Source organism: Tsukamurella sp. DT100 (assembly GCF_049844855.1).
GTDB lineage: Bacteria > Actinomycetota > Actinomycetes > Mycobacteriales > Mycobacteriaceae > Tsukamurella.
In genome coordinates, this window is record NZ_JBNCLV010000007.1 from 1 (window position 1) to 22,162 (window position 22,162).

Here is a 22,162-nt window from a genome sequence, read left to right on the forward strand (position 1 = left end):
CGAATACGAGACCATCATCAACACAGCCGCCTCGGCGGCATAACACCGCAACTGTCACCTATCGGTGCAGCAGTCCCGTTCGACCGTCACGAACGTCCTGCCCCGCAACAAGGGACTGTCTGATTAACGGTGTGTGGGCCCGGCGGATCATGAGTTGACTGGGGTTTAGTCCAGTCGGTCCGCGAAGGTGATCGCGAACGCGTTGAGGGCGGGTTTCCACCGCATCATCCAGCGTGCCCGTCCGCCGCCGGTCGGGTCAAGACTGCGGGTCACCAGATACAGGCATTTCATTGCGGCGGCCTCGTTCGGGAAGTGCCCGCGGGCTCGGATCGCCCGCCGATACCGAGCGTTGATGGACTCGATCGCGTTGGTCGTGCAGATCACCCGGCGGATCTCGACGTCGTATTCGAGGAAGGGCACGAACTCTGCCCAGGCGCTTTCCCAGAGTCGGATGATCGCCGGATAGCGTTGGCCCCATTGCTCGGTGAACTCGGCGAACCTCTCGCGGGCCGCCGCTTCGGTGGGCGCGGTGTAGACCGGTTTGAGCGCCTTGACGATACCGTCGCGGTGTTGGCGTCCGGCGTAGCGGAAGCTGTTGCGCAGCAGGTGAACGATGCACTGCTGGACGACGGTCTGCGGCCAGGTGGAGTTGATCGCCTCTGGCAGCCCTTTGAGGCCGTCGCAGACCGCGATCAGCACATCGCTCACGCCGCGGTTCTTGAGCTCGGTGAACACCTGCAGCCAGAACCTCGCGCCTTCGGCGCCGTCGCCGGCCCAGATGCCGAGGATGTCCCGCTCCCCGCTGGTGGTTACGCCCATCACGACGTAGAACGCGGTGTTGCGGACCTGGCCGTCACGCACTTTCACCACGATCGCGTCGACGAAGATCACCGGGTAGAGCTGATCGAGCGGCCGGGTGGCCCACTCCCCGAGCTCGCCGCAGACTTTGTCGGTGATCCGGCTGATCGTGTCCTTGGCGACCTTCGCTCCGTAGACCTCGGCGAAGTGCGCGGCGATCTCCCCGGTCGTCAGACCGCGGGCGGTCAGCGAGAGCACGATCTGATCGATCCCATCGAGCCGGCGTCGGCGTTTGGGCACGATCACCGGCTCGAACGAGCCGTCCCGGTCCCGCGGGACCTCGATCTGAATTGGGCCGATCTCGGTGATCACGGTCTTGCTGCGGGTGCCGTTGCGCATGTTCTCCGCAATTGGTGTTCCGCCGTGCTCGTGTCCGAGGTGCTCGGTCATCTCCGCGTCTAGCGCGGTTTCGAGGACCTGCTTGGTCAACTGCGAGAGCAGCCCTCCCGGGCCGACCAGATTGACGCCCTGCTCCTTCGCTTGCGTGAGCAGCTGCTCGGCCAGCTGCTTCGGATCGACGTTCTCTGAGGTCACAGCATCGATCATCACCCCCGACACAGCGCCGGGCATGTTGTCATCGGTCGTGTCAGTCACGGCCATCCCCTCCTACAGGGTTCAGGCCGAGCTCACACACCCTTTATCTGACAGTCCCCGCAACAACTAGCGATCGCCAAGGAATCCACATGTGGGGCGGGCTTAGGTGGCTCCAATGTGCCCGATTGCTCGGTTGGGTTCGAGAGGAGGCGAGGGGCGCTGATGCGAAGTGGGCTCGGGGTATGCGCCGCGGTGTTATCGGTTGTGGCGGTGGGTTTGTGGTCGGCCGGGTGGTGGGCTGCAGGTCGGTTGGGTGTATCTGGCGGTCCGATCGTCGGCTGGAAGTCGGTGATGGTGATGGTGGGTGGTGCGTTGGTCGTTGTCGGAGTGTGTGCGTCAGTGTCAGCGTCGTTCCGTGATCCTTCGGTGAAGTCTGTATCGAAGGGCGGTCCGAGATTGTTCGTGGTGCTCATCGCGGCGCCGGTCGTAGTGTTCGCTGTCGGGGGGCTGAGGCGGATACGCGCGGCTGGTGAGGAACTCGTTCGCGCGCAGGCGATGACGCCGTATGCGTTGTACGCCGCGGCGTTAGCGACAGCGGTGATAGCGGTGATCCTGGCGTTCTGCACTCTGTTCACCCGGAATGATGCGCGTTTGGCGGCACGTCGCGCGGGCGCGATTGCGTCGATTGCACTGATCGCTTCGATCGTGGTGTCGGGCATTGCGGTGCGGTACGCGTCGTCGCTCCGGTGGCAGCCTTTGGCGACAAGTGCGGTAAGCGCGATCGAAAAGGTTCCGTCGACACTGGGGGAAGAGCGCTATCAGATTTCGATGGGCCTTTCCGGCCGGGACGACGTGCACGCTGCGGGCAACGGTGTCGTGTTGCATGGGTGGAGTTCGGTCGTCGGGTACGACGGGCCCACTGGACGGACACGGTGGGAGGTCGATGGCCTGCGGTCTCTCCATTCGAGTGCTACCACGTGGCTAAGCAGTGGGGATCGAAGTGGCCTCGTAGTGTTCGCCAAGGATCGTTCACTGGTCGCGCTCGATGCCGGCACCGGTGACGTCCGTTGGGCGCGTCTGATGCGGGACGAGGTGGATTTCGTTGTCGGTGGTGTGGGTGCACTCGGTGTCACGCTCGAACACACCAGCACGGACCGGACCTTCCTCTCCCTGGATCCGAGCGATGGCCGAACTCTCTGGTCAGGTCAGGATCTGGTGCAGCGGTCCGCAGCCGAGGGGCAGTTCTACGTCGGTAGCAGTGATGGGCAGGTGATCGACGCTCGCACCGGAAGGCGTGTCGCGAACGTGTCGGGAAGGGTCCTTACCGATGACACCTACCTGGCGGTCGACCTGCTCACCGTCACGGACCGTGCCGGCCGAACCATTGACACGGTGCCGCGCGAGATCTTCGACGGGGCCCGCTCCCACCACATTGAAGCATCGAATGCAGGTAAGATCCTGTTCAGCATCTGGACTGACCACGGGCCGCGCCTGTACCTGCGTGACACCCGCAGCGGCACCGAGGTGCCTCTGCCGGCCCCGCCGTCCGGCGAGTGGCGCGGCGGGAACTGGATCGGCGAGAACCTTCTCTTGATCGCAAAGGCTACCAATCCGAATCCAAGGCCGCCAGGCGGACCGTCGGAGCAGCGGATGCTCTTCGACCTAGTCTCAGGAACGCTCACGCCCAGCGAGGCGAGCCCGTGCGGTAGCTACGAGTCTCCAGGGGACTACCTGGCGGTAGCAGGGGCGGTGCTGGCATTCTGTGGTAGCAGCCCGTCGGAGACGCTCGTTGGACTGGCGTGAGGCAAATCCCCGCGAGTAAGGCGATTGTGACTGTATCTTCCGACCGGATGAATGAGCGATGGTGAATCTACAAAGCGGTGCGCAAGACGAGGACCTCGACTGCAGCATCACCAGAAACCAGTCGTCTGAGCACGGCTGGCGCAGAACGCGATCAGCCGACAGGCATCCGACCATGAGGGCTGCACCACCGAGCGCGAATGCCACCGTGAGACCGAGCAGCACTCCGCTGCTCGGTCTCACGCAAGCCGAAGACGCCTTCATGAGTTCAGGATGCGCTCCGGGTCATCTATTGGGGAACGGGGCGCGTGCTCTGACCGAGCGATGGTGTCGGACCCAGTTTGAGAATGCCCACACGTGAAGTAGTTGCAAGTACCAAAGGAGCGTGGTCGTGAAGGTCGGCACGGAGTTCGCGGGATATCGTATCGAGGGCATCCTCGGTCAGGGCGGGATGGGCGAGGTGTATGTTGCCCGACATCCACGTCTGCCGCGTTCAGATGCGCTCAAGGTACTGAACGCCCAGTACACGGCGGACCCGCAGTTCCGCGCGCGTTTTGCGCGCGAAGCTGACCTAGCAGCCACCTTGTCCCACCCGGCGATCGTCAAAGTGTACGACCGTGGTGAAGAAGCGGGGCGACTGTGGATTGCCATGGAGCTCGTCGATGGTCAGGACCTGTCTGCGCTGCTGCGCGAGTCGGGGCACCTTGCGGCAAACCAGGCTGAGTTCGTCGTCTCAACCGTCGCTGATGCGCTTGATCGCGCGAATGCGACCGGGCTGGTGCATCGGGACGTCAAGCCGGCGAACATCCTGCTCAGCAACGCTGGGGATGTTCTGCTGACGGACTTCGGTATCGCTCGCGTCGGTGGCGAAACCTCCGACCTGACAGGCACTGGCACCACCGTCGGCACCCTCAACTATGCCTCACCTGAGCAGCTGAGCGGTGAGGACTTGGACGGACGCTCTGATCAGTACTCGTTGGCCTGCACAGCATTCCAACTTCTGACCGGCGTTGCACCATTCGCAGATTCCAACGCCGCCGTTGTGATCTCCGGTCACCTCAACCGCCCTCTGCCGTCGGTTCTCGATCGTCGCCCCGATCTGTCGTCAGCCGTCGATCAGGTCCTCGCCCGAGCAACAGCCAAAGACCGAACCACGCGTTACCCAACGTCATCGGCGTTCGCTGAAGCGCTGTCGCAGGCCTTCAAACAGTCAGACAGTGACGCAACCGTGCTACGTCCTGCTGCATGGCCGCCAGTGATGGGCGATCCCAGCGCCACGCAAATCCGGCCTAGCGCCAGTGACGGACAACCCGGCACGGCACGTGCACACGCAGGGCGTGGCACAGTAATCGCGATCGCTGCGGCCGCCATCGTTATTGTCCTCGGAGCCGGCGGCGCTACCGCATTTTTCCTGACGCGACCGGAGACTGACGGCGCGGCCAACAAATCCCAGCAGGATGACCCGTGCTCAAGAGTCCAGGACGATACTAAACAGGCTGCCGTCGCGATCGGTACTCGAGACTATCGTGATCGGCCCGATTTTCGCCGTCGAGTTTCGGCAGTATCCACTCCTGAGTTTGTGAGCAGGGTCGATACCGACGACCTGGCATCCACGTTCACCGAGTGGAAGATGAATATCACGACCACGACAACCTCCGCTGTGAAGGAAAGTTGCAGCGCTGCCGATGGGGCTGCGGTTCTTGTGAGTCAATCGACCCAGTCGATTGGCCTGGCGGGGACCAACTCGCAAACGAAACTAATTAGATACACCCTTCGCCTATCGGGCGATCGTTGGATGGTCAGTGAAATGGTAGACGCATCCGCGTCGAACCCGCCGTTGACGCCGTCCGAAGCGCCAAGATAGTGGCACTGGAGTTGGTCGAGGAGTTTGATCTGCGATACTTGAATGATTGCCCGGATGCGCGAGCGATCCGCCACGCATGGTCGAGTGCTTTCGACGTTCCTTATCTGAGGCCCCGCGCATTGTTCGGAAGAAGTACTCCGAGTGCCGTTTCGCACGCGCTCATCATGGCTTTGAATGTAACGAGTCTGTATATCGAATGGCGCGTCGGCGGCAACGTGGCCACGCTCTTCGTGACACCGAATAAGAATGTCGAGGCGCTCCAGGCGATTTGACGGATACTCGTCACCAAAGATTGTCATCGCCTCGGTCAGGGCGGCGTACGTGCCTGTCCGGCCAAGTCGATTCAATGCAATCTATGTGATCAATGCATGATCGCCTGAATCGTTCTCGAAATACTGTGCCAATGACCCGCTGTCGGTCTCGTCCTCAAGCCACCGAAGCGCCAGGGTCTGTTGATCGGCCTCAGTCAGGGCGTCCCACCCTTGATCACGCCATCGTCGATCAAGGGCGCGCCATGCTCGGTCAATTTCCTCCCTCACGCTGACGAACGGTGCCATGCTGGGTGGTGCGTCTACCTCGTATGGGATAGGCCGTGCATGGACCTTCCTTCGTCAGGCATAAGTCGGTGTGATGATCGTTTTGACTATCCTTCCTGGAGGAGAGCGCCATGGTTGATGTATCAAGGAAGCGAGGTGGCAGATCATTGAACAGCCACGATGAGGTTCGGATTCCCGCGGACCTCCTCTTCGATCTCGATGAGCTCGCCGACCGGTTAGCAACTCCGAATGTTGGCGGTTACGCCTACCCCGACTGGTCTGCCGCGCTCCGTCACGTTCGCCGACGAATTGCATTAGGCGACCCTTATGGGATCCAGCAACTCCTCGCGATGTTCGGCGGGATGGGGAGCCTCAATGACCTGATAATCGACCACGAGACCACTGAGGTGATTGCCCGAGTCCGCACTGTTGGCTGGGCGACCGCCGTGGACATTGGCCTACGATGATGGAGGGTTTGTTGATGGATCCACGTCATGCTGAAGATTCCGGGACTCAGGGTACGAAAGTGGTGACCGTCGTGTGCGTGACCCTGCGCAGTGAACGCGCTGACCCACGCGCGGCCACGGGGGTTGAGATGCGGATCATCCATACGCACGATGATCTCGATCGGGCAGGGCTGGCGTCCATCGATCATCGGTGCCGACTGGCAGGTTCGTTCGTGTTGCGCTGTTAGCTGTAGTGCAGCAGGGGCATGATGATGTCGTCGACGATCGACTGGGGACCGCCGGCTGGGAGTCCTCCATCGGTGAGGAAACGGAACATGACGAGTTCCGGGCCGAGTACGGCCGCAGCGGTCTCGGCTGCTCGTGCCGGGACTTCGCCCCTGGCAGCGGCCTGACGCAACGCTTCTCGCAGTTCGTCGGCTCGATAGCAGAGGCTCCTATTGTGCGTCAAGGGGTTTCGGCGATGTTTGCGCTGGTAGGACGGTGTTGTAGATCTCGCGGGCGAGGTAGCGTTTGAGGCATCGGATGATCTCTTTCTTGGTTTTGCCTTCGGCGGTGCGGCGGGCGATGTAGTCGAGGGTGGGTTGGTGTCTGCGCATGCGGACGATGATGACGGTGTGCAGGGCGCGGTTTGCTTGTCTATTACCGCCGCGGTCGAGGCGGTGCCGCACGGTCTTGCCGCTGGAGGCTTGCAGTGGCGCTGCTCCGCAGAGTTTGGCGAAGGCGGCATCTGAGGTGATCCGGTCGCGGTTGTCGCCGAATGCGACGAGCAGGGTGGCGGCTGTTTCAGGGCCCACTCCGTGGAGCTCCATTAGGGCGGGGCAGGCGCGCTGCGCGTGGGTGTGGATGTGGCGCGCGAGCTGGACGGCTTCGTCGTCGAGGTTTTGATATCTGATGGCCAAGGCATTCAGTGCGCTTAGCGTGGAATCTGTTGGTGTGGTTAGGATGTCGGCAGCTTTGAGTTGTGCGCATGTGCGAACAAGCTGCCGCGGTGCGAGTCCTGAAAGTCGGTCGCGCACCTCTTGTGGCGCGGTGACGAGCAGGTTTTGCAGGCTGGTGATGGCGATCGAGCGGGCTCGGACCGCGCTGGCCCGGGTGCTGCGGAGCATACGGAGCATCTCGACTGTGCCGTCCGCGGTTTTCGACTGCCCCAGATCCTCGCCGGCGAGGATGATCTGTGCGGCTCCTTGGGCGTCGAGGGTGTCGGATTTGCCGAGTCGGGCGCGGCGTTGCCGGTTGGGTCGGCCGACCTCCCGCACGATGAATGCGGCTTCACGGAGGTGCCGTGCGAGACCGGCGCCGTAGTGGCCGGTGCCTTCGATTCCGACGGCCTGCACGTGGCCGAGGGAGTGCGCCCACGCAACGAAGTGTGCGTATCCGTCGGCGGTAGTGGGCACCTGGAGATCGGCGATTGGGCGACCGAGGTGGTCCTTGGCGTGGGCGATGTGGACGTGTTTGTGGGTGTCGACTCCGATGACGATCCGCGGCGTGTTGGCGTTCATTTCTACGGTCCTTCCGGCTCGGCGATCACGGCTGTTTCGGGTCCGTCGCGGGCGGTGGACGGTACTGCTACGAGTCTTCTGACCTGCTCCTATGAAGTCACAGCGCCTGCGGCGGCCGGTCGAGTCGGCGGGTCGACGATTCTGCATCCAAGGCACCTGGGGCCGCTAGAGAAATGGGTCAGACCAGCCGGCTCGACACGAACCTAACCGGCATCGCAGCAGCGACTGCGTTATCGGCTGATGTCTTGATAGCAGTAGAGAAAGTTCTCACAAGTCTCGGTTCGGCGGCCGGACCGGGAGGGCGGAGTGCGAGCGAGCGGGAACGGAGGGAGCGGGAGCGGAGCGAGCGCCAGCGAGCGGAGTGGGAGCGAGTGCAGTGGGAGCGAGTGAGTAGGGGAGCCCGGGAGGGGAGGCCGCCTAAGCTTGGATGGCTGAGTGCGTATGTCGCTTCGGCTGTAGGGTTGTAGGTGTGGCTGAGATCCCGGAGCATGCGGCGTCGATGGAGTGGGTTGAGCACGGCGAGCGGCCTGTGTATGAGAACCGGTGGGTGACGGTGACGAAGGTTGATGTCACGCCGCCGGACGGGAACCGGTTCGAGCACCATGCCGTACGGCTGCAACATGTTGCAGCCTGCGCGGTAGTGCGTGACGGAAAAGTGCTGATGACCTATCGGCACCGCTTCATTACTCGTTCGTGGGGCTGGGAGCTTCCCGGTGGGATTGTCGATCCTGGTGAAGAGCCTGCTGTGACGGCGGTTCGTGAGACGGAGGAGGAGACGGGGTGGCGTCCGGGGCCGGTTCGCCTTCTCGCGGACTTTCAGCCGATGCCGGGGCTCGTTGACACACCGCATTCGGTGTACGTGGCGGACGACGCGGAGCTGGTGGGAGAGCCGTCAGATCCGGTGGAGGTCGGCGTGGTGGCATGGATCGATTTGGCGGATATCCCGGACCTGCTCGCTGCTGGTGAGCTTGGCGGTGCGGGCACGGTGGTCGGCCTCCTGTCAATCCTACGCGGTTCCGCGTAGAACCTGCCCGAACTGGTAGCGGACAGCACGCGTGTAGTTGCGCTGTGATCCGATTTCACGCGAGTCTGTGATTGCCTGGGCGGCGTACCGCATGGATTGGTCGTAGTCGCCGATCTTGTGGTGGGCTTCGGCGAGGTCGACGTGCAGGGCTGTGCGAGCCCGGACGAACGAGGGATCAAGGGTATCGAGCGCACGTGTGAGTGTGGGTATCGCTTCGGGGTCCCCGAGCGTGGCGAGACCGTTGCCGCGCCATCGTTCTAGGTGAACTGGGGCGAGAAATATGAACGGGAGGCGTTCATCTTCGTGCTCGGCGGGGAGCGTTTTGTCCGCGGCGTCGAAGCTGCGCAAGGCTGCGTCCCGGTCGCCGATCTTGGCGTGCGCTTCGCCTCGGCAGGCGTGCAGCCACGCCGTCAGGAGAGGTGGGACCGCTGCGGTGGCGGTGGCCTCGTCGATCACTTCGAGCGCTGCGTGGTGTTCACCGCAGTCGTGGAGCACGTTGGCGCGGGAGGCGACGGCGTGGACGAACACGCCGTGGTCGTGTGCGTCGAATCCGGCTGATCGCGCTTTGTCATAGAAGTCCCATGCTCGGGCGGTGTCGCCGACGTCGAGGCATTGCCACCCCGCGAGAGTCGCTGCGTCGCAGACGTGTCGGGCCAGCTGCTGCCTGTCCTTGGTCAGAACTGTGAACGATAGCCACTGGGATCCACGTTTGACGTGAGCGTCGAGCTGGTCGATCTGTTGCAGCGCACCGAACGTGCGGTCGCTCCGCCGGATGTCTTCGAGCTGGCGGCCGTACCGGTCGATATCGTCAGGTGTGACTCGACGCGAACCTTGAAGGAGCGCGCGGATATCGGGTGCCGGCACTGACGGTGGCGGCGGCTCGAACCCCAAATCCGTCGCGGAGACTTGGTACATCTGGGCCAGGCGGAGCTGGTCGGCCAAGGGAACCGCGCGCCGACCATTCTCCCAATGGGACAGGGTTTGTCGCATGGTTTCGATCGTTGACTCATCGATCACCGGCGCCTTACGTGCGATGAGCAGCCCGTGCGCTGCCCGGCGCTGACCGATGTCCAACAGGTCGCGGACCTGTCGGAGCTGCGTCTTCGGGGCTGCGCTGCCTGGAGCCATAGGACTATCCTGCCTCAGAAGTCGAGGCTGGCGTGGCGCAGAGCACACAATTCCTCTGCAGCGGAAGCGAGGGAGCCTGAACCGTCCCGGCTTTCCTGCCGGTGGCTTACGTGTGGGCGGGTAGCTCACACAGGTCTTGTTGGTCAGCGTAGTGGGCGGTTTCGTATTCGTCCGGGGTGAGCATTCCGAGGCTGCCGTGCAGCCGTCGGGTGTTGTACCAGTGAACCCATGCAGCAGTGGCGAATTCAACGTCCTCACTGGTCTTGTAGGGGCCGTTGTGGAAGACGTCGGTGCGGACGCATTCGGTTTTGTAGATGCCGTTGACGGTCTCCATGAGTGCGTTGTCGTAGGCATCGCCGACGGACCCGATCGAGGGGCGGATGCCTTGAAGGTGCAGGTGCTCGGTGAAGCGGATCGATGTGTACTGCGATCCCGCGTCCGAGTGCGCGATGAGCTGGTTCTTTTCGATGGGGTGCCCTGCTCGGTCGCGCTGCCACAACGCCATCCGCACCGGGACGTCGACGAGTTCGACGTCACGGCGGGTGGAGATGTTCCAGCCGACGATCCGCTGCGAGAAGCAGTCGACGACGAACGCGACGTAGGCGAAGCTGGTGTGGGTGCGCACATACGTGAAGTCCGAGACCCACACCCGATCCGGCGCCGGCGCGGTGAAATCACGGTTAAGCAGGTCAGCAGCACGAGCAGCCCGCGAATCCGGGATCGTCGTCCGGGGAGCCTTCCCACGGACCACACCGGACAGGCCCAGGGAGCGCATCGCACGGTCTACTGCACCGAATCCAGCGCCAGGCAGCCGCCTGCGGGTGGCGGCGAGCATCCTTCTTCGCCCATACAGCCCTTCCGGCGCAGCTGTTTGGTCCCATCTGGCTTGGTCGTGAACACCAGTTGCCGGATGGTGTTCTCCACGATCGCATCCGAGACGACCCGCTCGGAAATCTTCTGGCTGCCTGCGCACCAGGCTCGTAGTGTTCGCGCCGCGACCTGCAACCCTGCGACTTGCAGGGCTTGGTGGATCGACTCGACGGCGTGACCAGAGGCTCGCATCTGGTCGATGAATGCCACGATCGGCGGTTTCGGGGGTCGAGCTCCCCCGCGAAGAAGACCGCCGCAGACTTGAGCACGTCGTTGACCTCCCGAAGGCGGCGGTTCTCCGCCCGCAACCTGCGCATCTCCTCACGCTCGGCGGTGCTGATGCCGACGGCGCGGCCGGCATCGATCTCATGCTGGGAAACCCACCTGCGAACCGACTCGGGCGAGACCCCGAGCGACTCAGCGACCTGCACCCTCACCGCGGTCGCCGAGGAGTACTCACTGCGGTGCTCGGTCACCAGGCGAACAGCCCGGCTCCGAAGTTCTGGGTCAACCTTGCGTGGCATAGGAGCCATCCTCTCAATCACTCACATAGGAGCGGCAGAGAAGTCGGCACGGTTCAGCCTTCATCTGCGGCGCACTGGTGGCTCTGAATCGACCGCTGGGACAGGGGTGACAGAACGTGACGCCCGACCGTCACATTCTGCCACTTATGGTCACGGTTGCTTCGAAGGATGGTTGTGGTGTCGCAGCAAACACGCTGTGACGCAACCACCCTCGAAAGGAAGACTCCGATGCGTCTTCGTTTGGACATCACCAACACTCAGTTTCTGGTCACCCGTGCGGCGGAGCCGCGGCTGAATTTCGATACTGGTGCGCCGCGGATCGATCCGGATAGCGGTCTGGCGCTGCATTCGGTGCAGGTCCTCGCTCTCGATGAGACCGGTGGGGAGGTGCTGAACGTGACGGTGGTGGGGGATCCGAAGGTGCCGGTGACCCAGCCGGTCACCGTTGCCGGCTTGGTGGCGATCCCATGGTCGCAGGGCGACCGCTCCGGGGTCGCGTTCCGCGCCGATTCGATCACCGCCCGCAGTGCTCCCTCTTCCGCGGGGTCGTCGGGTTCTGCTGATCAGCGCGGCAAGTAGCTCGCCGTCTCCGCGTTGGGGCGGCAGTCGACACGAAGGTTGTGTCGCTGCTGCCCTGCGTGGCCGGACTGATACTCACAGGGAGATGTGATGGTGGACAACAACAATAAGAAGACTTCGAACAGTGCTAGCTCGGAGACGGAGGATGTGATCGGCGAGATTATTGTCGATCTGATGGCCGCTCTCGGTCGGCTGACGCTGTTTCTGCTGGTGTGGGCGGTGCGGCTGCCGGTGGTGTCGGTCCCGGTGACCGGGGTGGCGGTGGTGTGGTGGCAGGTCGGCGCACGGCAGGCGATCGGCCTCGCGATCGTGAGCGTATTGCTGCTGATCGTGTGGGGTGTGCTCTCACCAGCGTCGTTGCGGGCGTCGACAGTGGATCCGGTGCTGGTCCGGTTCCGGATCTGGCGACGGTATCGAGACTGGAACGGGGTATGCGCGGACTGCGGCCTCACCCGCAACCGCGGCGACAAGGTGGCCACCCCGAAACTGCAGCAAGTCCGGCTCGGCGATAGCTCGGATGTGCTGCTGGTGCGGATGATCCGAGGACAGACAGTTGCTGACTTCAGCAAGGCTGCGGACTCGTTGGCGGGCGCGTTCGATGCGGAGCAGGTGCGGGTCGAATCGACGTCGCCGCAACAGCTGCGAATTGTGGTGCAACGCAGCCAGCCCCTCGCGGCGCCGATTACCCCCGACGCGGAACCGCGACAGCCCAAGCCGCGCACCACATCCACGACCACTTCCGCGGCGGCTGGCCACGCGAACAATACTCCCCGCACCTCTGCGGCGGCCGCCGGACGTGGCAGTGCTCCGCGCCAGGGTGATTCCGGAGGCAGTGTTGTCCGTGGAGGGTCGAAGATTGGACCGATCACGGTGGGCAAGAACGACAGCGACGGGCCGTGGCGCCTCCCGCTCATCGGTAACCACCTCTTGATTGGTGGAGTGACCGGTGCGGGGAAGGGGTCGGTGCTGTGGTCGATCATCGGCGGCCTTGCGCCGCACATCCACACCGGTCACGTGCGCCTATTGGTCGCGGACCCGAAGGGCGGGATGGAACTCGGCCCCGGACAGCAGCTGTTTCACCGATTCGCATACCGGCCGGGGGCGATCGCGAGCATGCTCGCCGACGCGGTCGAGATCATGACCGGCCGTGCGGAGCGGCTGCGCGGTGTCACCCGCACCCACACCCCCACGGTAGGGGAGCCGCAACTGGTGGTGATCATCGACGAACTCGCCGCCCTCACCTCGTTCGCCGACCGGAAACTCAAGACCGAGATCGAACACAGTCTGGGGCTGCTCCTCTCGCAAGGCCGAGCGGTCGGCGTCAGTGTCGTCGCCGCTGTGCAGGACCCGAGCAAGGAGATCGTGCCGCTGCGCCAGTTCTTCCCGCTCCGAATGGGGCTGCGGATGGCCGAGCCAACGCAGACGACGATGATCCTCGGCCCCGGCGCGGTGGAAGCCGGTGCCCGCTGCCACCAGCTGCCCGCACATATGCCCGGTGTCGGGTTCATCGCCACCGACCAGGCCACCAGCCCGGTCCTGGTCCGCGCCTTCCACTATCAGGACGAGCACATTACGCGCCTGATCCGGCACTTCCCGCCCCCACGCACCTGGGAGAGCGACCTGGCCGACGGCGACGCGCCACACGGCGGGAGCGGCGGGAATCAGAGCGGCATTACGAAGCCGAAGGCACCGAAGTGACCCCGCGATCGCAGGTAGCAGAGGGGCGCGTTTCCGCGCTGACGGCAGCCGCGAAGGGCCCGATAGCCCTGACCGAAGAAGTGATCGGGGAGATGGTTCACCGCGCAGCCGGCGCCGACTATCGGCCGTGGTGGCGAGCAGTGACCGGGACGGGGTTCTGCAGCAATCCGATTCACCTGCATCGCCGTCACGGCTTGATCGGAGATGATCGGCTGATGCTGCGGTGTGGGAACCGCCGCGCCAGCGTGTGCCCGCCGTGCTCGCGCCTCTACGGCGGCGACACCTGGCAGCTCGTGCACGCAGGGATCCTCGGTGGGCACTACGGCGTCCCCACCACCGTCGCCGAGCACCCGATGGCGTTCGTCACCCTCACCGCCCCCTCCTACGGACGCGTCCACGCCGCCGGGCCGAACGCCGGCCAACCCGTCGACGCCGACCGCTACGACTACGCCGGGCACGTGCTGTTCACCTGGTGGGCTCCCGAGCTCTGGCGCCGCTACACCATCCGTGCTCGACGCCTCCTGACCCGGCTGCTCCGCGACCGCGGACACGACCCGAAACGGGTACGGCTGACGTTCCTGAAAGTGACCGAGAACCAAGCCAGACTGATCCCGCACTTTCACGCCGTCCTGCGTCTCGATCACGCCGAACCTGTCGAGGTTGGCGATGGCAGAGCTTCGGAACCCTCGGTAATCGCTCCTCCCGTCGGGACCGATGTGACCAGCGCTGACCTCGCCGCACTCGCCCTCCAAGCAGCCGCCGAAACTAGCGTGCTGGTACCCGACCCAACCACCGCCACCGGCACTCGACGGATGAGCTTCGGAGCTCAGGCCGACGCCGAGCCTCTCGACCCTTCCCTGCCTGTCGCGGTACGGAAGAAGATCGCAGGATACCTCGCCAAATACGTCACCAAATCGGTCACCGACCATGGACTCACCGCACGCAGGGTCAGCCCGCAGGTCGCGCACGATCGGCAGGTCCTCGCCGGCCTAAGCCCGCACGCGCGGGCGATCATCACCACCTTGACCGCGCTCGCTGATGCTGCGCCGGAACACTATTCCGCGATGGTGCGGTGGCTGCATACCCTCGGCTACCGCGGACACGTCACCACCAAATCCCGCCGATACAGCCTCACCATGGGCGCCCTGCGCGCCGCCCGCGCCCTCTGGCGCCAGCAACACCCCACCGGATCCGAGGAGCCTTCCGCCCCCGCGATGTCTGGTGACCGGGCAGACGACGCCACCAGCACCGACACAGCCGAGTGGACGTACGTCCGCTCGGGACACGACACCCGAGGCGACTACCTCCTCACTGCCGCTGCCGCCACGGCCCACCTCGAACAGCTCTGGGCACGCCGTGATGCTCGCGAGGCTGAGCGGATGGGAATACCGTGAGCACCGACTGCACGTGCGCTCGTAGTGCCGTGCGCGGAGGCGCCACCGATGCCTGGCAACCATCCCGGGGCTCGCGATCCGAGCAGGTCTACCGGGCCTTCACGCACTCAGTTGCGGTTGGAGCAGGTCGATGAGCGCGTCCGTACCGACGCGGACCGCACACTGCGAGCAAGGCAGGCTCGAGCAGGTCCGTCGTGGTGGAGCTAGTCCCGACGAATGGCTGGCAGTCACCATGCTGGCCTTCTCTGACGAGGACCTGCGCAGGGCTGGGCGGGTGTTCCGCGGGCTAGCGTCAAACCCTGGTGGTCCGTCCGGGGCTTGGACCGCATCGAACCCAGGTCGAGAGCGGCCAAACAGCCCATGACAATTGCCGTCGCTGACCCCGATGCCGACGATCCATCTACCCAGTGGTGCCGCGCGTGCCTGGATGCTCGAGTTGCGGGCGGTGCGGCGTGATGACGATGCCGGCGCGCTTGTCGTGCCAGCGACCGCGTCCGATTCGTTCAATGCGGATATGAAGAACGGCTTTGATGAACTCGCGCTGATCCAACAATGGCATGTCGCGCCAAATCGCGACAGGATCGGGAGCAGTCGCGAGCCGCCGTACTGTCGGGTCGACGAATATTTGTGTCGCTTCGACTTCGGCTGTCGCGATCGACGCCTCCAGGCGCGTAGCTACGCGCCCCCCGGTCGACGCGGGCATGCGACCTTCAGCGATCTCAGTCTCCACCGCTTCGAGTTGCCTGCGTAGCTCATTCAGTCGAGTGGCCGCTGCGTTGTCGACAGGGGGTGTCTCGGCGAGTGCGTTCACAGCGGTCGGGGAGATCAAAATCTCCTCGACCACAGTGTGCACGGCCTCGTCCACCCGGTCGAGTCGTCGGGCTGCGTGGCGGCCAGGCCTGCACGTGTAGACCTCGTAGCGGCTGCCATCCTTTTTGGTGCCGCCTCGGCCTCGCCACACCTTCTCACCGCAGACCCCGCACTCAGCGATCCCGGACACCAGATACTTGACCGGCACCCCGCGCGGGCCGCTCTGCCTGGCGGCAAACAGTGCCACCAGGTCGTTGTGATGGTCTTCGCTAAGAATCGGCTCCCAAGTGCCCCGGCGGTGGATCACGCGCGGCCCCCGCACGCCATCCTTCACCTCAGTGTGCACGCGAAACCCCGCCAGGGTGGGGTTGATCAGCAGACGGCGCAGCTTGGCCGCGTCCCAGCGCAAAGAGTCGTCCCGCTCCGAGATCCATCGGACGACCGACGCGAATGACTGGCCCGCCAGGACGCGCCGGGCCGCCTCCGCGATAAGCGGGGCCTGTCCGGGGTGCGGCTCGCGGCGCACGGGCTTGCCGGTCTCGGGGTCACGGATGATGCGGTACCCGTACGGCACGCGGCCGTGCGGCTTGCCGTCAGCCAGGTTGGCGCGGTGCGCGCGGAGGATGCGGGTCCGGGTCTGCTCGGCCTCCTTCTCGGCCAGCAGGGCGTCCAGACCGGTGGAGAAGCGGTCGTCGCCGTCGCTGAGGTCGTACAGGCGTCCGGAGTACGACCAGCGCACTCCGCGACGGGCGCACAGATCGCGCAGTTCCACGTACCGCTTGAGGTCGCGTTGGGCGCGGCTCGCCTCCCACATCACGAGCACGTCGCCGGGCTGGAGAAGCGCCTGGAGCCGGGCGTACTCCGGTCGCGCCTTCGTGGCGTATCGGCTGGCGGATACGTCGTTGTCCACGAGCACGTCCGCGACCGGCCAGGCTTGCCGCTCACACTCAGTCCGGCACTCGGAGACCTGCTCCTCGACGGAGCGTCCGCCCGCGCGATCCGACGAGACGCGGGCATAGATGACTGCTCGACCTGGGGCGGCGGCTGATCGCTTCATAGTAAGGGAGTTTACGCTGAAATAGCACGCCTTCGACACGATCTACTACCCGTGCCTCGATTCGACGCGCGACCGGCCGTTCGGGCTGTACCTGCACGCGAACGAGGGCGGCGAGGGCGCCGAGCGCGCGGTGGATTCGATCACCGCCGGGCTCGGTTGGGTGAAGGCCACGCCGCACGTCGTCGTGTCGGGCAAACCGTCGAAGGCGGACCTCGAGGCGTGCTGGAACCTGGGTGCCACTGTCGCCGCGCAATTGATGAGCGAGTGATGTGGCTGGCCGCGTGTTCGCTCACCGGTGGACGACGGATGCGGAGATCGAGGAATCGAAGCGGCAGGCCAGTGCCGGCGGAGTAGGGAAGAGGCATCATCACGTACCGCAGGTCTACCTGCGTCGATGGGCAGATGACGCGGGAGCGCTCAGAGTTACGAAGGTCGCGACTCGTGATAGCTACGTTCAGCCGACCAAGGACATCGCGAAGAAGACGAACCTGTACACGATCTCTGCCGACGACCTCGCACCCGACTATCCGGCGTTGTGGTTTGAGAAGCATATGTCTCGGATTGAGAGCGAGGCAGCGGGCTGGATCGGCTATCTCGATTCCCTTCCCGACGGCCAGATCGTTGATGTCGAGCTGATCGCCAACCTTGCAGTTTTCGTCGGGTTGCAGGAACAGCGGACGCTCAAGAAGCGCGCGCAAGAGTTGCGGATCGAGGATGCGCTCAACCATTTCGGTCGGGCTGAGGTCGTGGCAGCGAACCTACCCACGTTGTGTGCCATCAGTGGTACTCCATATTCGCCAGATCGACACGATGAGCTGGTTCAGCAGCTGCTAGATGTGCCACTGCTCAGCACAGAGCGCAAGCCCCGAGCGTTGGAGAGTGCAATTGGTGTCTGGCGACATAGTGCGGTTCCGCACCTCGCGATTGCGCGCAGCTGGTGGCTCGTGTCGACTAGAGCGCCACTCATTACTTGCGATGAACCTGTCGTTTGGCTTGGCGGTCCCGCGCGCGGCAGGTGGGAGCCTGCGGCCTGGGCAAAGTCGTCCCACGGCATCTATCCGGTGGGTCCCAGTCGGCTTCTGGTCCTTGTCTCGGAGAGGTTCCACCCTTTGCCTCCTTCGTTCGTGTTGAGCGCCGAGGAGACCAGCAAGGTCAACTTCGAGATCGTCGCTGCATCACACGAGTTCTGCTACGAGAACCCGCTCACGAGCATCGCTGCCGCATTCGACGTGCCGCCATGGCCCAGGTTTGAGCCCGCACGGGCATCGACCTTCATGGAGGCTGTAGCCGAACCCTCCCGGTGGACAATCGGAGAAGGCCCACCGTGGGCTGTTGGTCGGTGGTACCCGTGACATTGATGTCCGGAGCGCTAGTCAGAGTGGGCCGCGATCAGCTCGTCAGGTATTCGAGAGTAAGTTGCTATCTCGAAAACTTGTCAGTCGGTCGACGTAGCGTCTGGGCATGGACGAAGACGGTGGTGTAGATGAGGACCGGCCACCCGGCGGTGGCGTGGCGGATCGGTTGCGTTCGATGGAACGGCGGCGGTGCTTGACGGTGTTCGAGCAGTACCGGTTGGCGGCGGAGCTGCTGCGCGAGCGGGTGTGCGAACGGGTCGCGGCAGGGTTGCCGCAGGACCGATGGCAGCAGGGCGTCGCCGCGGAGGTCGGGCTGGCGCTGCACATGTCGCCCAACACGGCCGCGAAGTTCGTGGCCCGGGCGGTGGAGCTGGAGAAGATCCTGCCGCACACCCGCACCCGCCTGCGCGAGGGTGATCTCGCGCCGGAGGCGATCCCGGTGATCGTCGGCGGCCTCGCGCACCTGGACGCCTCCGATCGGCATACGGCGGATGAGCTGCTGTGTGCCGAGGCGGCGACGCTGGCGGGCATGGGACTCAAGCAACTCAGCGCGCGAGTCGAGCAGGTCGCCTATGCGCTAGATGCGCAGGGCACGGTGGATCGGAACGCGTCGGCGGAGAAGGACCGGACCGTGACGATCCGGCCGCTGCCGGAGGGGATGGCGCGGGTGTCGCTGCTGCTGCCGGTGGCGCAGGGCGTCGGGGTGTACGCGGCCCTGCGCAAGCATGCCGCAACGTTGATCGGGATCGGCGCGGACCTGCGGACCCGCGGGCAGATCATGGCCGACACCGCCTTCGCCCGCCTCACCGGCCGCGAGGCCACCGGAGGCCAGCCCGTGACTGTGAACCTCACTCTTCCGGCCACGGTGCTGCTCGGCGACCAGCCCGGGACCGCGTACCTGGACGGCGGTGGGGCGATGCCGGCGGAGATCGCCCGCAACCTCATCGGGAAGGCCACCGCCGCCGGCGTCGCGTGGGTCAAACGCCTCTACATCGCACCCGAGACGGGCGCGGTGGTCGGCATGGACTCACGGGCCCGCTGCTTCCCGGACGGGCTCGCGGACATGATCCGGGCTCGGGACCGGTACTGTCGGAGCCCGTACTGCGATGCACCGATCGCGCATACCGACCACGTGGTTCCGCACGCGGCGGGTGGCCCCACCAGCTTCGACAACGGTCAAGGCTTGTGCGCTGCGTGCAACTACGCCAAGGAGGCCGCGGGCTGGAGCAGTGCGGTCGTCGGCGATCCGAGCGGACGGCACACCGTCGACGCCCGAACGCCGAGTGGGCATTCGCTCCGGTCCACGGCGCCCCGGCAGGCGGCTTGAGCGCGGAGGAAATAGGGTCGGCTAGTGGCTGAATCGCGGCTCGATCTCTTGCGTTGGCAGTTCGACCTCACCTGGGCGCTCGGCGAGGTGCATCTCGCCGAGCTCACGGCCGACGACTTCCGCTGGGAGCCGGCGGCGCTGTGCTGGACGATGCGCCGCAGCGACGACGGTGAGTGGGTCGCCGACTGGGCCGAGACGGAGCCCGACCCGATCCCGGTCCCGACGATGGCGTGGCTCAGCTGGCACATCGGCTGGTGGTGGAGCACCACCGCCGATCATCTCCTCGGGCGCGAGGTCCGGGAGCGCGGGTCCGTGCGGTGGCCCGGGCCCGAAGGTGCCGTCGCCTGGCTGACGGGGATCCGCGACGAGTGGCTGACCGTCCTCGACGCGCTCACCGAGGACCGCCTCGACGAGCCGTCGGGGTTCCCCTGGCCGCCGGACGCCGACCTGACCGTCGGCCACCAGGTCGCGTGGGTCAACGCCGAGCTGATGAAGAACCTCGCCGAGATCGGCCAGCAGCGCGTCGCCCGCGCGGCGCTGAACGCCGGCTGACCGGCGCCGGGCGGACGCGGTCGCGCCGCGCCCGAGGTTGTCGGGGGTCCGCTCTAGACTGGGGGTGTGATCGCGACGCCCTATGAAGACCTGCTCCGCGACGTGCTGGAGAACGGCACGCACCGGCCCGACCGCACGGGCACCGGGACGCGCAGCGTCTTCGGGCGCCAGCTCCGTTACGACCTGTCGCAGGGCTTCCCGCTCATCACCACCAAGCGGGTGCACATGAAGTCCATCGCGTACGAGCTGCTGTGGTTCCTGCGCGGGGACTCGAACGTCAAGTGGCTGCAGGACAACGGCGTCACCATCTGGGACGAATGGGCGGCTCCGGACGGCGAGCTCGGACCCGTCTACGGGGTGCAGTGGCGCAGCTGGCCCACCCCGAACGGCGAGCACATCGACCAGATCAGCAAGGCGATCGAGACGCTGCGCACCAACCCGTCGAGCCGGCGCAACATCGTCTCCGCCTGGAACGTCGCCGAGATCGAGAACATGGCCCTGCCGCCCTGCCACGCCTTCTTCCAGTTCTACGCGGCGGACGGCAGGCTCAGCTGCCAGCTCTACCAGCGCAGCGCCGACCTGTTCCTCGGCGTCCCGTTCAACATCGCCAGCTACGCGCTGCTCACCCATATGGTGGCCGCGCAGGTGGGCCTCGAACCCGGCGACTTCGTGTGGACAGGTGGCGACTGCCACATCTACGACAATCACGTCGAGCAGGTCACCGAGCAGCTCAGCCGCGACCCGTACCCGTACCCGCGGCTCGAGCTCGCCGAGCGCCCCAGTGTCTTCGACTACGAGTACGGCGACATCACCATCCACGACTACGTGCACCACCCCGCGATCAAGGCGCCGGTGGCGGTCTAGTGATCGGCCTGATCTGGGCGCAGGCCCGCGGGGGAGTGATCGGCGCCGACGGCGGGATCCCGTGGCACATCCCCGAGGACATGAAGTTCTTCCGCGAGACCACCGCGGGCGCCACGGTTCTGATGGGTCGTCGCACCTGGGACTCCCTGCCGCCGCGGTTCCGCCCGCTCCCCGGGCGCACGAACATCGTGGTGACGAGGGATCGGGCCTGGCGCGCCGACGGTGCCGTGGTCCAGCACGACCTCGCCGTCCCCGACGGCGATGTGTGGGTGATCGGCGGCGGCGAGATCTACGACGCGGCACTGCCGCTCGCGGACCTGCTCGCCGTGACCGAGGTGGACGCCACCGTCGAGGGCGACACGACGGCACCGTCGATCCCGGAGGACTTCGCCTTGGAGGAGGACGCGGCGTGGCGCGAGTCCTCGTCGGGCCTGCGCTACCGGCACCTGACCTACCGGCGCAACCGCTAGCCAATAGCAACTTTCCGGGACCGGGTGGGTAGCCTTAGCGCTTATGAGTGCGACCCCGGCGACCACAACGCCCACCACGCCCTTCGGCGCGATCTCCGTCGCGATGGTGACCCCGTTCAAGGCGGACGGCACGCTGGACCTCGAGGCCGGGCAGAAGCTGGCGTCGCACCTCGCCGACCAGGGCTGCGACGGGCTCATCGTCGCGGGCACCACCGGTGAATCGCCCACCACGCAGCCGTGGGAGAAGATCCAGTTCCTCAAGGCGATCATCGAGGCCGTCGGCGACCGCGTGCAGATCACCGCGGGCGTGGGCACCTACGACACCGACGAGTCCGCTGTCTTCGCGCGCGACGCCGCCGAGGCGGGCGCGCACGGCCTGCTCGTCGTGACGCCGTACTACTCGCGGCCGCCCCAGGCCGGCCTGCTCGCGCACTTCACGACGGTGGCCGACGCCACCGACCTGCCCGTGCTGCTCTACGACATCCCGCCGCGCTCGGTGGTCGCGATCGAGACGGACACGCTGCGAAAGCTCGCCGAGCACAAGAACATCGTCGGCGTGAAGGACGCGAAGGGCGACCTCGGCGCCGGAGCCCGGCTCATCGCCGAGACCGACCTGCAGTTCCTCTCCGGCGACGATCCGCTGAACCTGCCCTGGCTCTCCGTCGGCGCACTCGGCTTCGTCTCCGTCATCGGGCACGTCGTCGCGCCGCAGCTGCGCGCGATGCGCGACGCCTACTTCGCGGGCGACAACGCCCGCGCCACAGACATCAACGCCTCCCTCGGGCCCGTCTACGAGGCCATGGCCGGCCTCGGCGGCGTGACCTTCTCGAAGGCGGCACTGGCCCTGCAGGGCCTTGATATGGGTGTACCGCGCCTCCCGCAGGTGCCGCCCACCGGTGAACAGCGCGACCGGCTCGCAGCGCTACTGACCCAAGCGGGGGTGCTCTAAACA

At 65.4% G+C, this 22,162-nt stretch carries 19 protein-coding genes and 2 pseudogenes; 15 read left to right on the forward strand and 6 right to left on the reverse strand.

All coding sequences use genetic code 11. From position 1 onward, the window contains the following. Positions 1 to 165: 165 nt before the first annotated feature. Positions 166 to 1,404, reverse strand: a complete 1,239-nt coding sequence (locus ACLQ3K_RS17160; RefSeq protein ID WP_426001045.1) for an IS256 family transposase — start codon at positions 1,402 to 1,404, stop codon at positions 166 to 168. Between the two features lie 450 nt (positions 1,405 to 1,854). Here ACLQ3K_RS17160 and ACLQ3K_RS17165 point away from each other — a divergent pair, with 450 nt between their 5' ends. From ACLQ3K_RS17165 to ACLQ3K_RS17175, 3 genes are all read left to right on the forward strand, one after another. After that, complete coding sequence (locus tag ACLQ3K_RS17165) at positions 1,855 to 3,195, forward strand: PQQ-binding-like beta-propeller repeat protein (RefSeq protein ID WP_426000891.1); 1,341 nt, start codon at positions 1,855 to 1,857, stop codon at positions 3,193 to 3,195. A gap of 388 nt (positions 3,196 to 3,583) precedes the next feature. Then, positions 3,584 to 5,056: a serine/threonine-protein kinase gene (locus tag ACLQ3K_RS17170; protein ID WP_426000892.1), complete on the forward strand. Its 1,473-nt coding sequence runs from the start codon at positions 3,584 to 3,586 to the stop codon at positions 5,054 to 5,056. Next, the gene (locus ACLQ3K_RS17175; protein WP_426000893.1) at positions 5,056 to 5,328 is read left to right on the forward strand and encodes a hypothetical protein; all 273 of its coding nucleotides are present in this window, start codon (positions 5,056 to 5,058) and stop codon (positions 5,326 to 5,328) included. Before ACLQ3K_RS17170 ends, ACLQ3K_RS17175 begins: the two co-directional genes overlap by 1 nt. Before the next feature lie 81 nt (positions 5,329 to 5,409). Here ACLQ3K_RS17175 and ACLQ3K_RS17180 read toward each other — a convergent pair whose 3' ends face one another. Further along, positions 5,410 to 5,613, reverse strand: coding sequence for a DMP19 family protein (locus tag ACLQ3K_RS17180; protein ID WP_426000894.1), 204 nt, complete (start codon positions 5,611 to 5,613; stop codon positions 5,410 to 5,412). Between the two features lie 110 nt (positions 5,614 to 5,723). Between ACLQ3K_RS17180 and ACLQ3K_RS17185 the strand changes: the two genes are divergently transcribed. Then, on the forward strand, positions 5,724 to 6,059 hold the full coding sequence (locus ACLQ3K_RS17185; RefSeq protein WP_426000895.1) for a DUF6966 domain-containing protein: 336 nt from the start codon (positions 5,724 to 5,726) through the stop codon (positions 6,057 to 6,059). A gap of 434 nt (positions 6,060 to 6,493) precedes the next feature. Here ACLQ3K_RS17185 and ACLQ3K_RS17190 read toward each other — a convergent pair whose 3' ends face one another. Continuing rightward, the gene (locus tag ACLQ3K_RS17190) at positions 6,494 to 7,558 is read right to left on the reverse strand and encodes an IS110 family transposase (RefSeq protein ID WP_426000896.1); all 1,065 of its coding nucleotides are present in this window, start codon (positions 7,556 to 7,558) and stop codon (positions 6,494 to 6,496) included. Between the two features lie 469 nt (positions 7,559 to 8,027). Here ACLQ3K_RS17190 and ACLQ3K_RS17195 point away from each other — a divergent pair, with 469 nt between their 5' ends. Then, complete coding sequence (locus tag ACLQ3K_RS17195; protein ID WP_426000897.1) at positions 8,028 to 8,582, forward strand: NUDIX hydrolase; 555 nt, start codon at positions 8,028 to 8,030, stop codon at positions 8,580 to 8,582. On the opposite strand, the gene ACLQ3K_RS17200 is transcribed toward ACLQ3K_RS17195, so the two are convergent. Then, positions 8,565 to 9,710, reverse strand: coding sequence for an amino acid ABC transporter substrate-binding protein (locus ACLQ3K_RS17200; RefSeq protein ID WP_426000898.1), 1,146 nt, complete (start codon positions 9,708 to 9,710; stop codon positions 8,565 to 8,567). The two genes, ACLQ3K_RS17195 and ACLQ3K_RS17200, sit on opposite strands and share 18 nt — an antisense overlap. 106 nt (positions 9,711 to 9,816) lie before the next feature. Continuing rightward, a pseudogene (locus ACLQ3K_RS17205) lies at positions 9,817 to 11,104 on the reverse strand (IS3 family transposase). A gap of 228 nt (positions 11,105 to 11,332) precedes the next feature. Here ACLQ3K_RS17205 and ACLQ3K_RS17210 point away from each other — a divergent pair. From ACLQ3K_RS17210 to ACLQ3K_RS17220, 3 genes are all read left to right on the forward strand, one after another. Continuing rightward, the gene (locus ACLQ3K_RS17210) at positions 11,333 to 11,683 is read left to right on the forward strand and encodes a hypothetical protein (protein ID WP_426000899.1); all 351 of its coding nucleotides are present in this window, start codon (positions 11,333 to 11,335) and stop codon (positions 11,681 to 11,683) included. A 90-nt stretch (positions 11,684 to 11,773) separates the two neighbouring features. Then, entirely contained in the window at positions 11,774 to 13,381 is a 1,608-nt protein-coding gene (locus ACLQ3K_RS17215) for an FtsK/SpoIIIE domain-containing protein (protein WP_426000900.1), read from the forward strand. Beyond that, positions 13,378 to 14,775, forward strand: coding sequence for a replication initiator (locus ACLQ3K_RS17220; RefSeq protein WP_426000901.1), 1,398 nt, complete (start codon positions 13,378 to 13,380; stop codon positions 14,773 to 14,775). The genes ACLQ3K_RS17215 and ACLQ3K_RS17220 overlap by 4 nt, the downstream gene beginning before the upstream one ends. Before the next feature lie 400 nt (positions 14,776 to 15,175). Here ACLQ3K_RS17220 and ACLQ3K_RS17225 read toward each other — a convergent pair whose 3' ends face one another. Next, on the reverse strand, positions 15,176 to 16,642 hold the full coding sequence (locus ACLQ3K_RS17225) for a recombinase family protein (RefSeq protein ID WP_426000902.1): 1,467 nt from the start codon (positions 16,640 to 16,642) through the stop codon (positions 15,176 to 15,178). Between the two features lie 25 nt (positions 16,643 to 16,667). Here ACLQ3K_RS17225 and ACLQ3K_RS17230 point away from each other — a divergent pair. The 7 genes and pseudogenes from ACLQ3K_RS17230 to dapA form a co-directional block, all read left to right on the forward strand. Beyond that, positions 16,668 to 16,910, forward strand: a pseudogene (locus ACLQ3K_RS17230) (flavodoxin family protein); the annotation flags it as partial. A gap of 1 nt (position 16,911) precedes the next feature. Next, positions 16,912 to 17,994 (forward strand): DUF4238 domain-containing protein, encoded by a 1,083-nt coding sequence (locus tag ACLQ3K_RS17235; RefSeq protein ID WP_224650578.1) that lies wholly within the window; start codon positions 16,912 to 16,914, stop codon positions 17,992 to 17,994. Between the two features lie 196 nt (positions 17,995 to 18,190). Further along, entirely contained in the window at positions 18,191 to 19,324 is a 1,134-nt protein-coding gene (locus ACLQ3K_RS17240; RefSeq protein WP_374201357.1) for an HNH endonuclease, read from the forward strand. A 24-nt stretch (positions 19,325 to 19,348) separates the two neighbouring features. Then, positions 19,349 to 19,876, forward strand: a complete 528-nt coding sequence (locus ACLQ3K_RS17245; RefSeq protein ID WP_224650574.1) for a DinB family protein — start codon at positions 19,349 to 19,351, stop codon at positions 19,874 to 19,876. A gap of 66 nt (positions 19,877 to 19,942) precedes the next feature. Continuing rightward, the gene (locus ACLQ3K_RS17250) at positions 19,943 to 20,740 is read left to right on the forward strand and encodes a thymidylate synthase (RefSeq protein WP_224650572.1); all 798 of its coding nucleotides are present in this window, start codon (positions 19,943 to 19,945) and stop codon (positions 20,738 to 20,740) included. Then, a complete protein-coding gene (locus ACLQ3K_RS17255; RefSeq protein ID WP_224650570.1) occupies positions 20,740 to 21,210 on the forward strand; it encodes a dihydrofolate reductase in 471 nt (156 codons plus the stop codon). The genes ACLQ3K_RS17250 and ACLQ3K_RS17255 overlap by 1 nt, the downstream gene beginning before the upstream one ends. A 43-nt stretch (positions 21,211 to 21,253) precedes the next feature. Beyond that, positions 21,254 to 22,159, forward strand: coding sequence for a 4-hydroxy-tetrahydrodipicolinate synthase (gene dapA, locus ACLQ3K_RS17260; protein WP_224650567.1), 906 nt, complete (start codon positions 21,254 to 21,256; stop codon positions 22,157 to 22,159). Positions 22,160 to 22,162: the final 3 nt, after the last annotated feature.

Coding starts and splice junctions, on each gene's coding strand:
- ACLQ3K_RS17160 (WP_426001045.1), bottom strand. CDS start 1,404: ATGATCGATGCTGTGACCTCAGAGAACGTCGATCCGAAGCAGCTGGCC.
- ACLQ3K_RS17180 (WP_426000894.1), bottom strand. CDS start 5,613: ATGGCACCGTTCGTCAGCGTGAGGGAGGAAATTGACCGAGCATGGCGC.
- ACLQ3K_RS17185 (WP_426000895.1), top strand. CDS start 5,724: ATGGTTGATGTATCAAGGAAGCGAGGTGGCAGATCATTGAACAGCCAC.
- ACLQ3K_RS17190 (WP_426000896.1), bottom strand. CDS start 7,558: ATGAACGCCAACACGCCGCGGATCGTCATCGGAGTCGACACCCACAAA.
- ACLQ3K_RS17200 (WP_426000898.1), bottom strand. CDS start 9,710: ATGGCTCCAGGCAGCGCAGCCCCGAAGACGCAGCTCCGACAGGTCCGC.
- ACLQ3K_RS17210 (WP_426000899.1), top strand. CDS start 11,333: ATGCGTCTTCGTTTGGACATCACCAACACTCAGTTTCTGGTCACCCGT.
- ACLQ3K_RS17215 (WP_426000900.1), top strand. CDS start 11,774: ATGGTGGACAACAACAATAAGAAGACTTCGAACAGTGCTAGCTCGGAG.
- ACLQ3K_RS17225 (WP_426000902.1), bottom strand. CDS start 16,642: ATGAAGCGATCAGCCGCCGCCCCAGGTCGAGCAGTCATCTATGCCCGC.
- dapA (WP_224650567.1), top strand. CDS start 21,254: ATGAGTGCGACCCCGGCGACCACAACGCCCACCACGCCCTTCGGCGCG.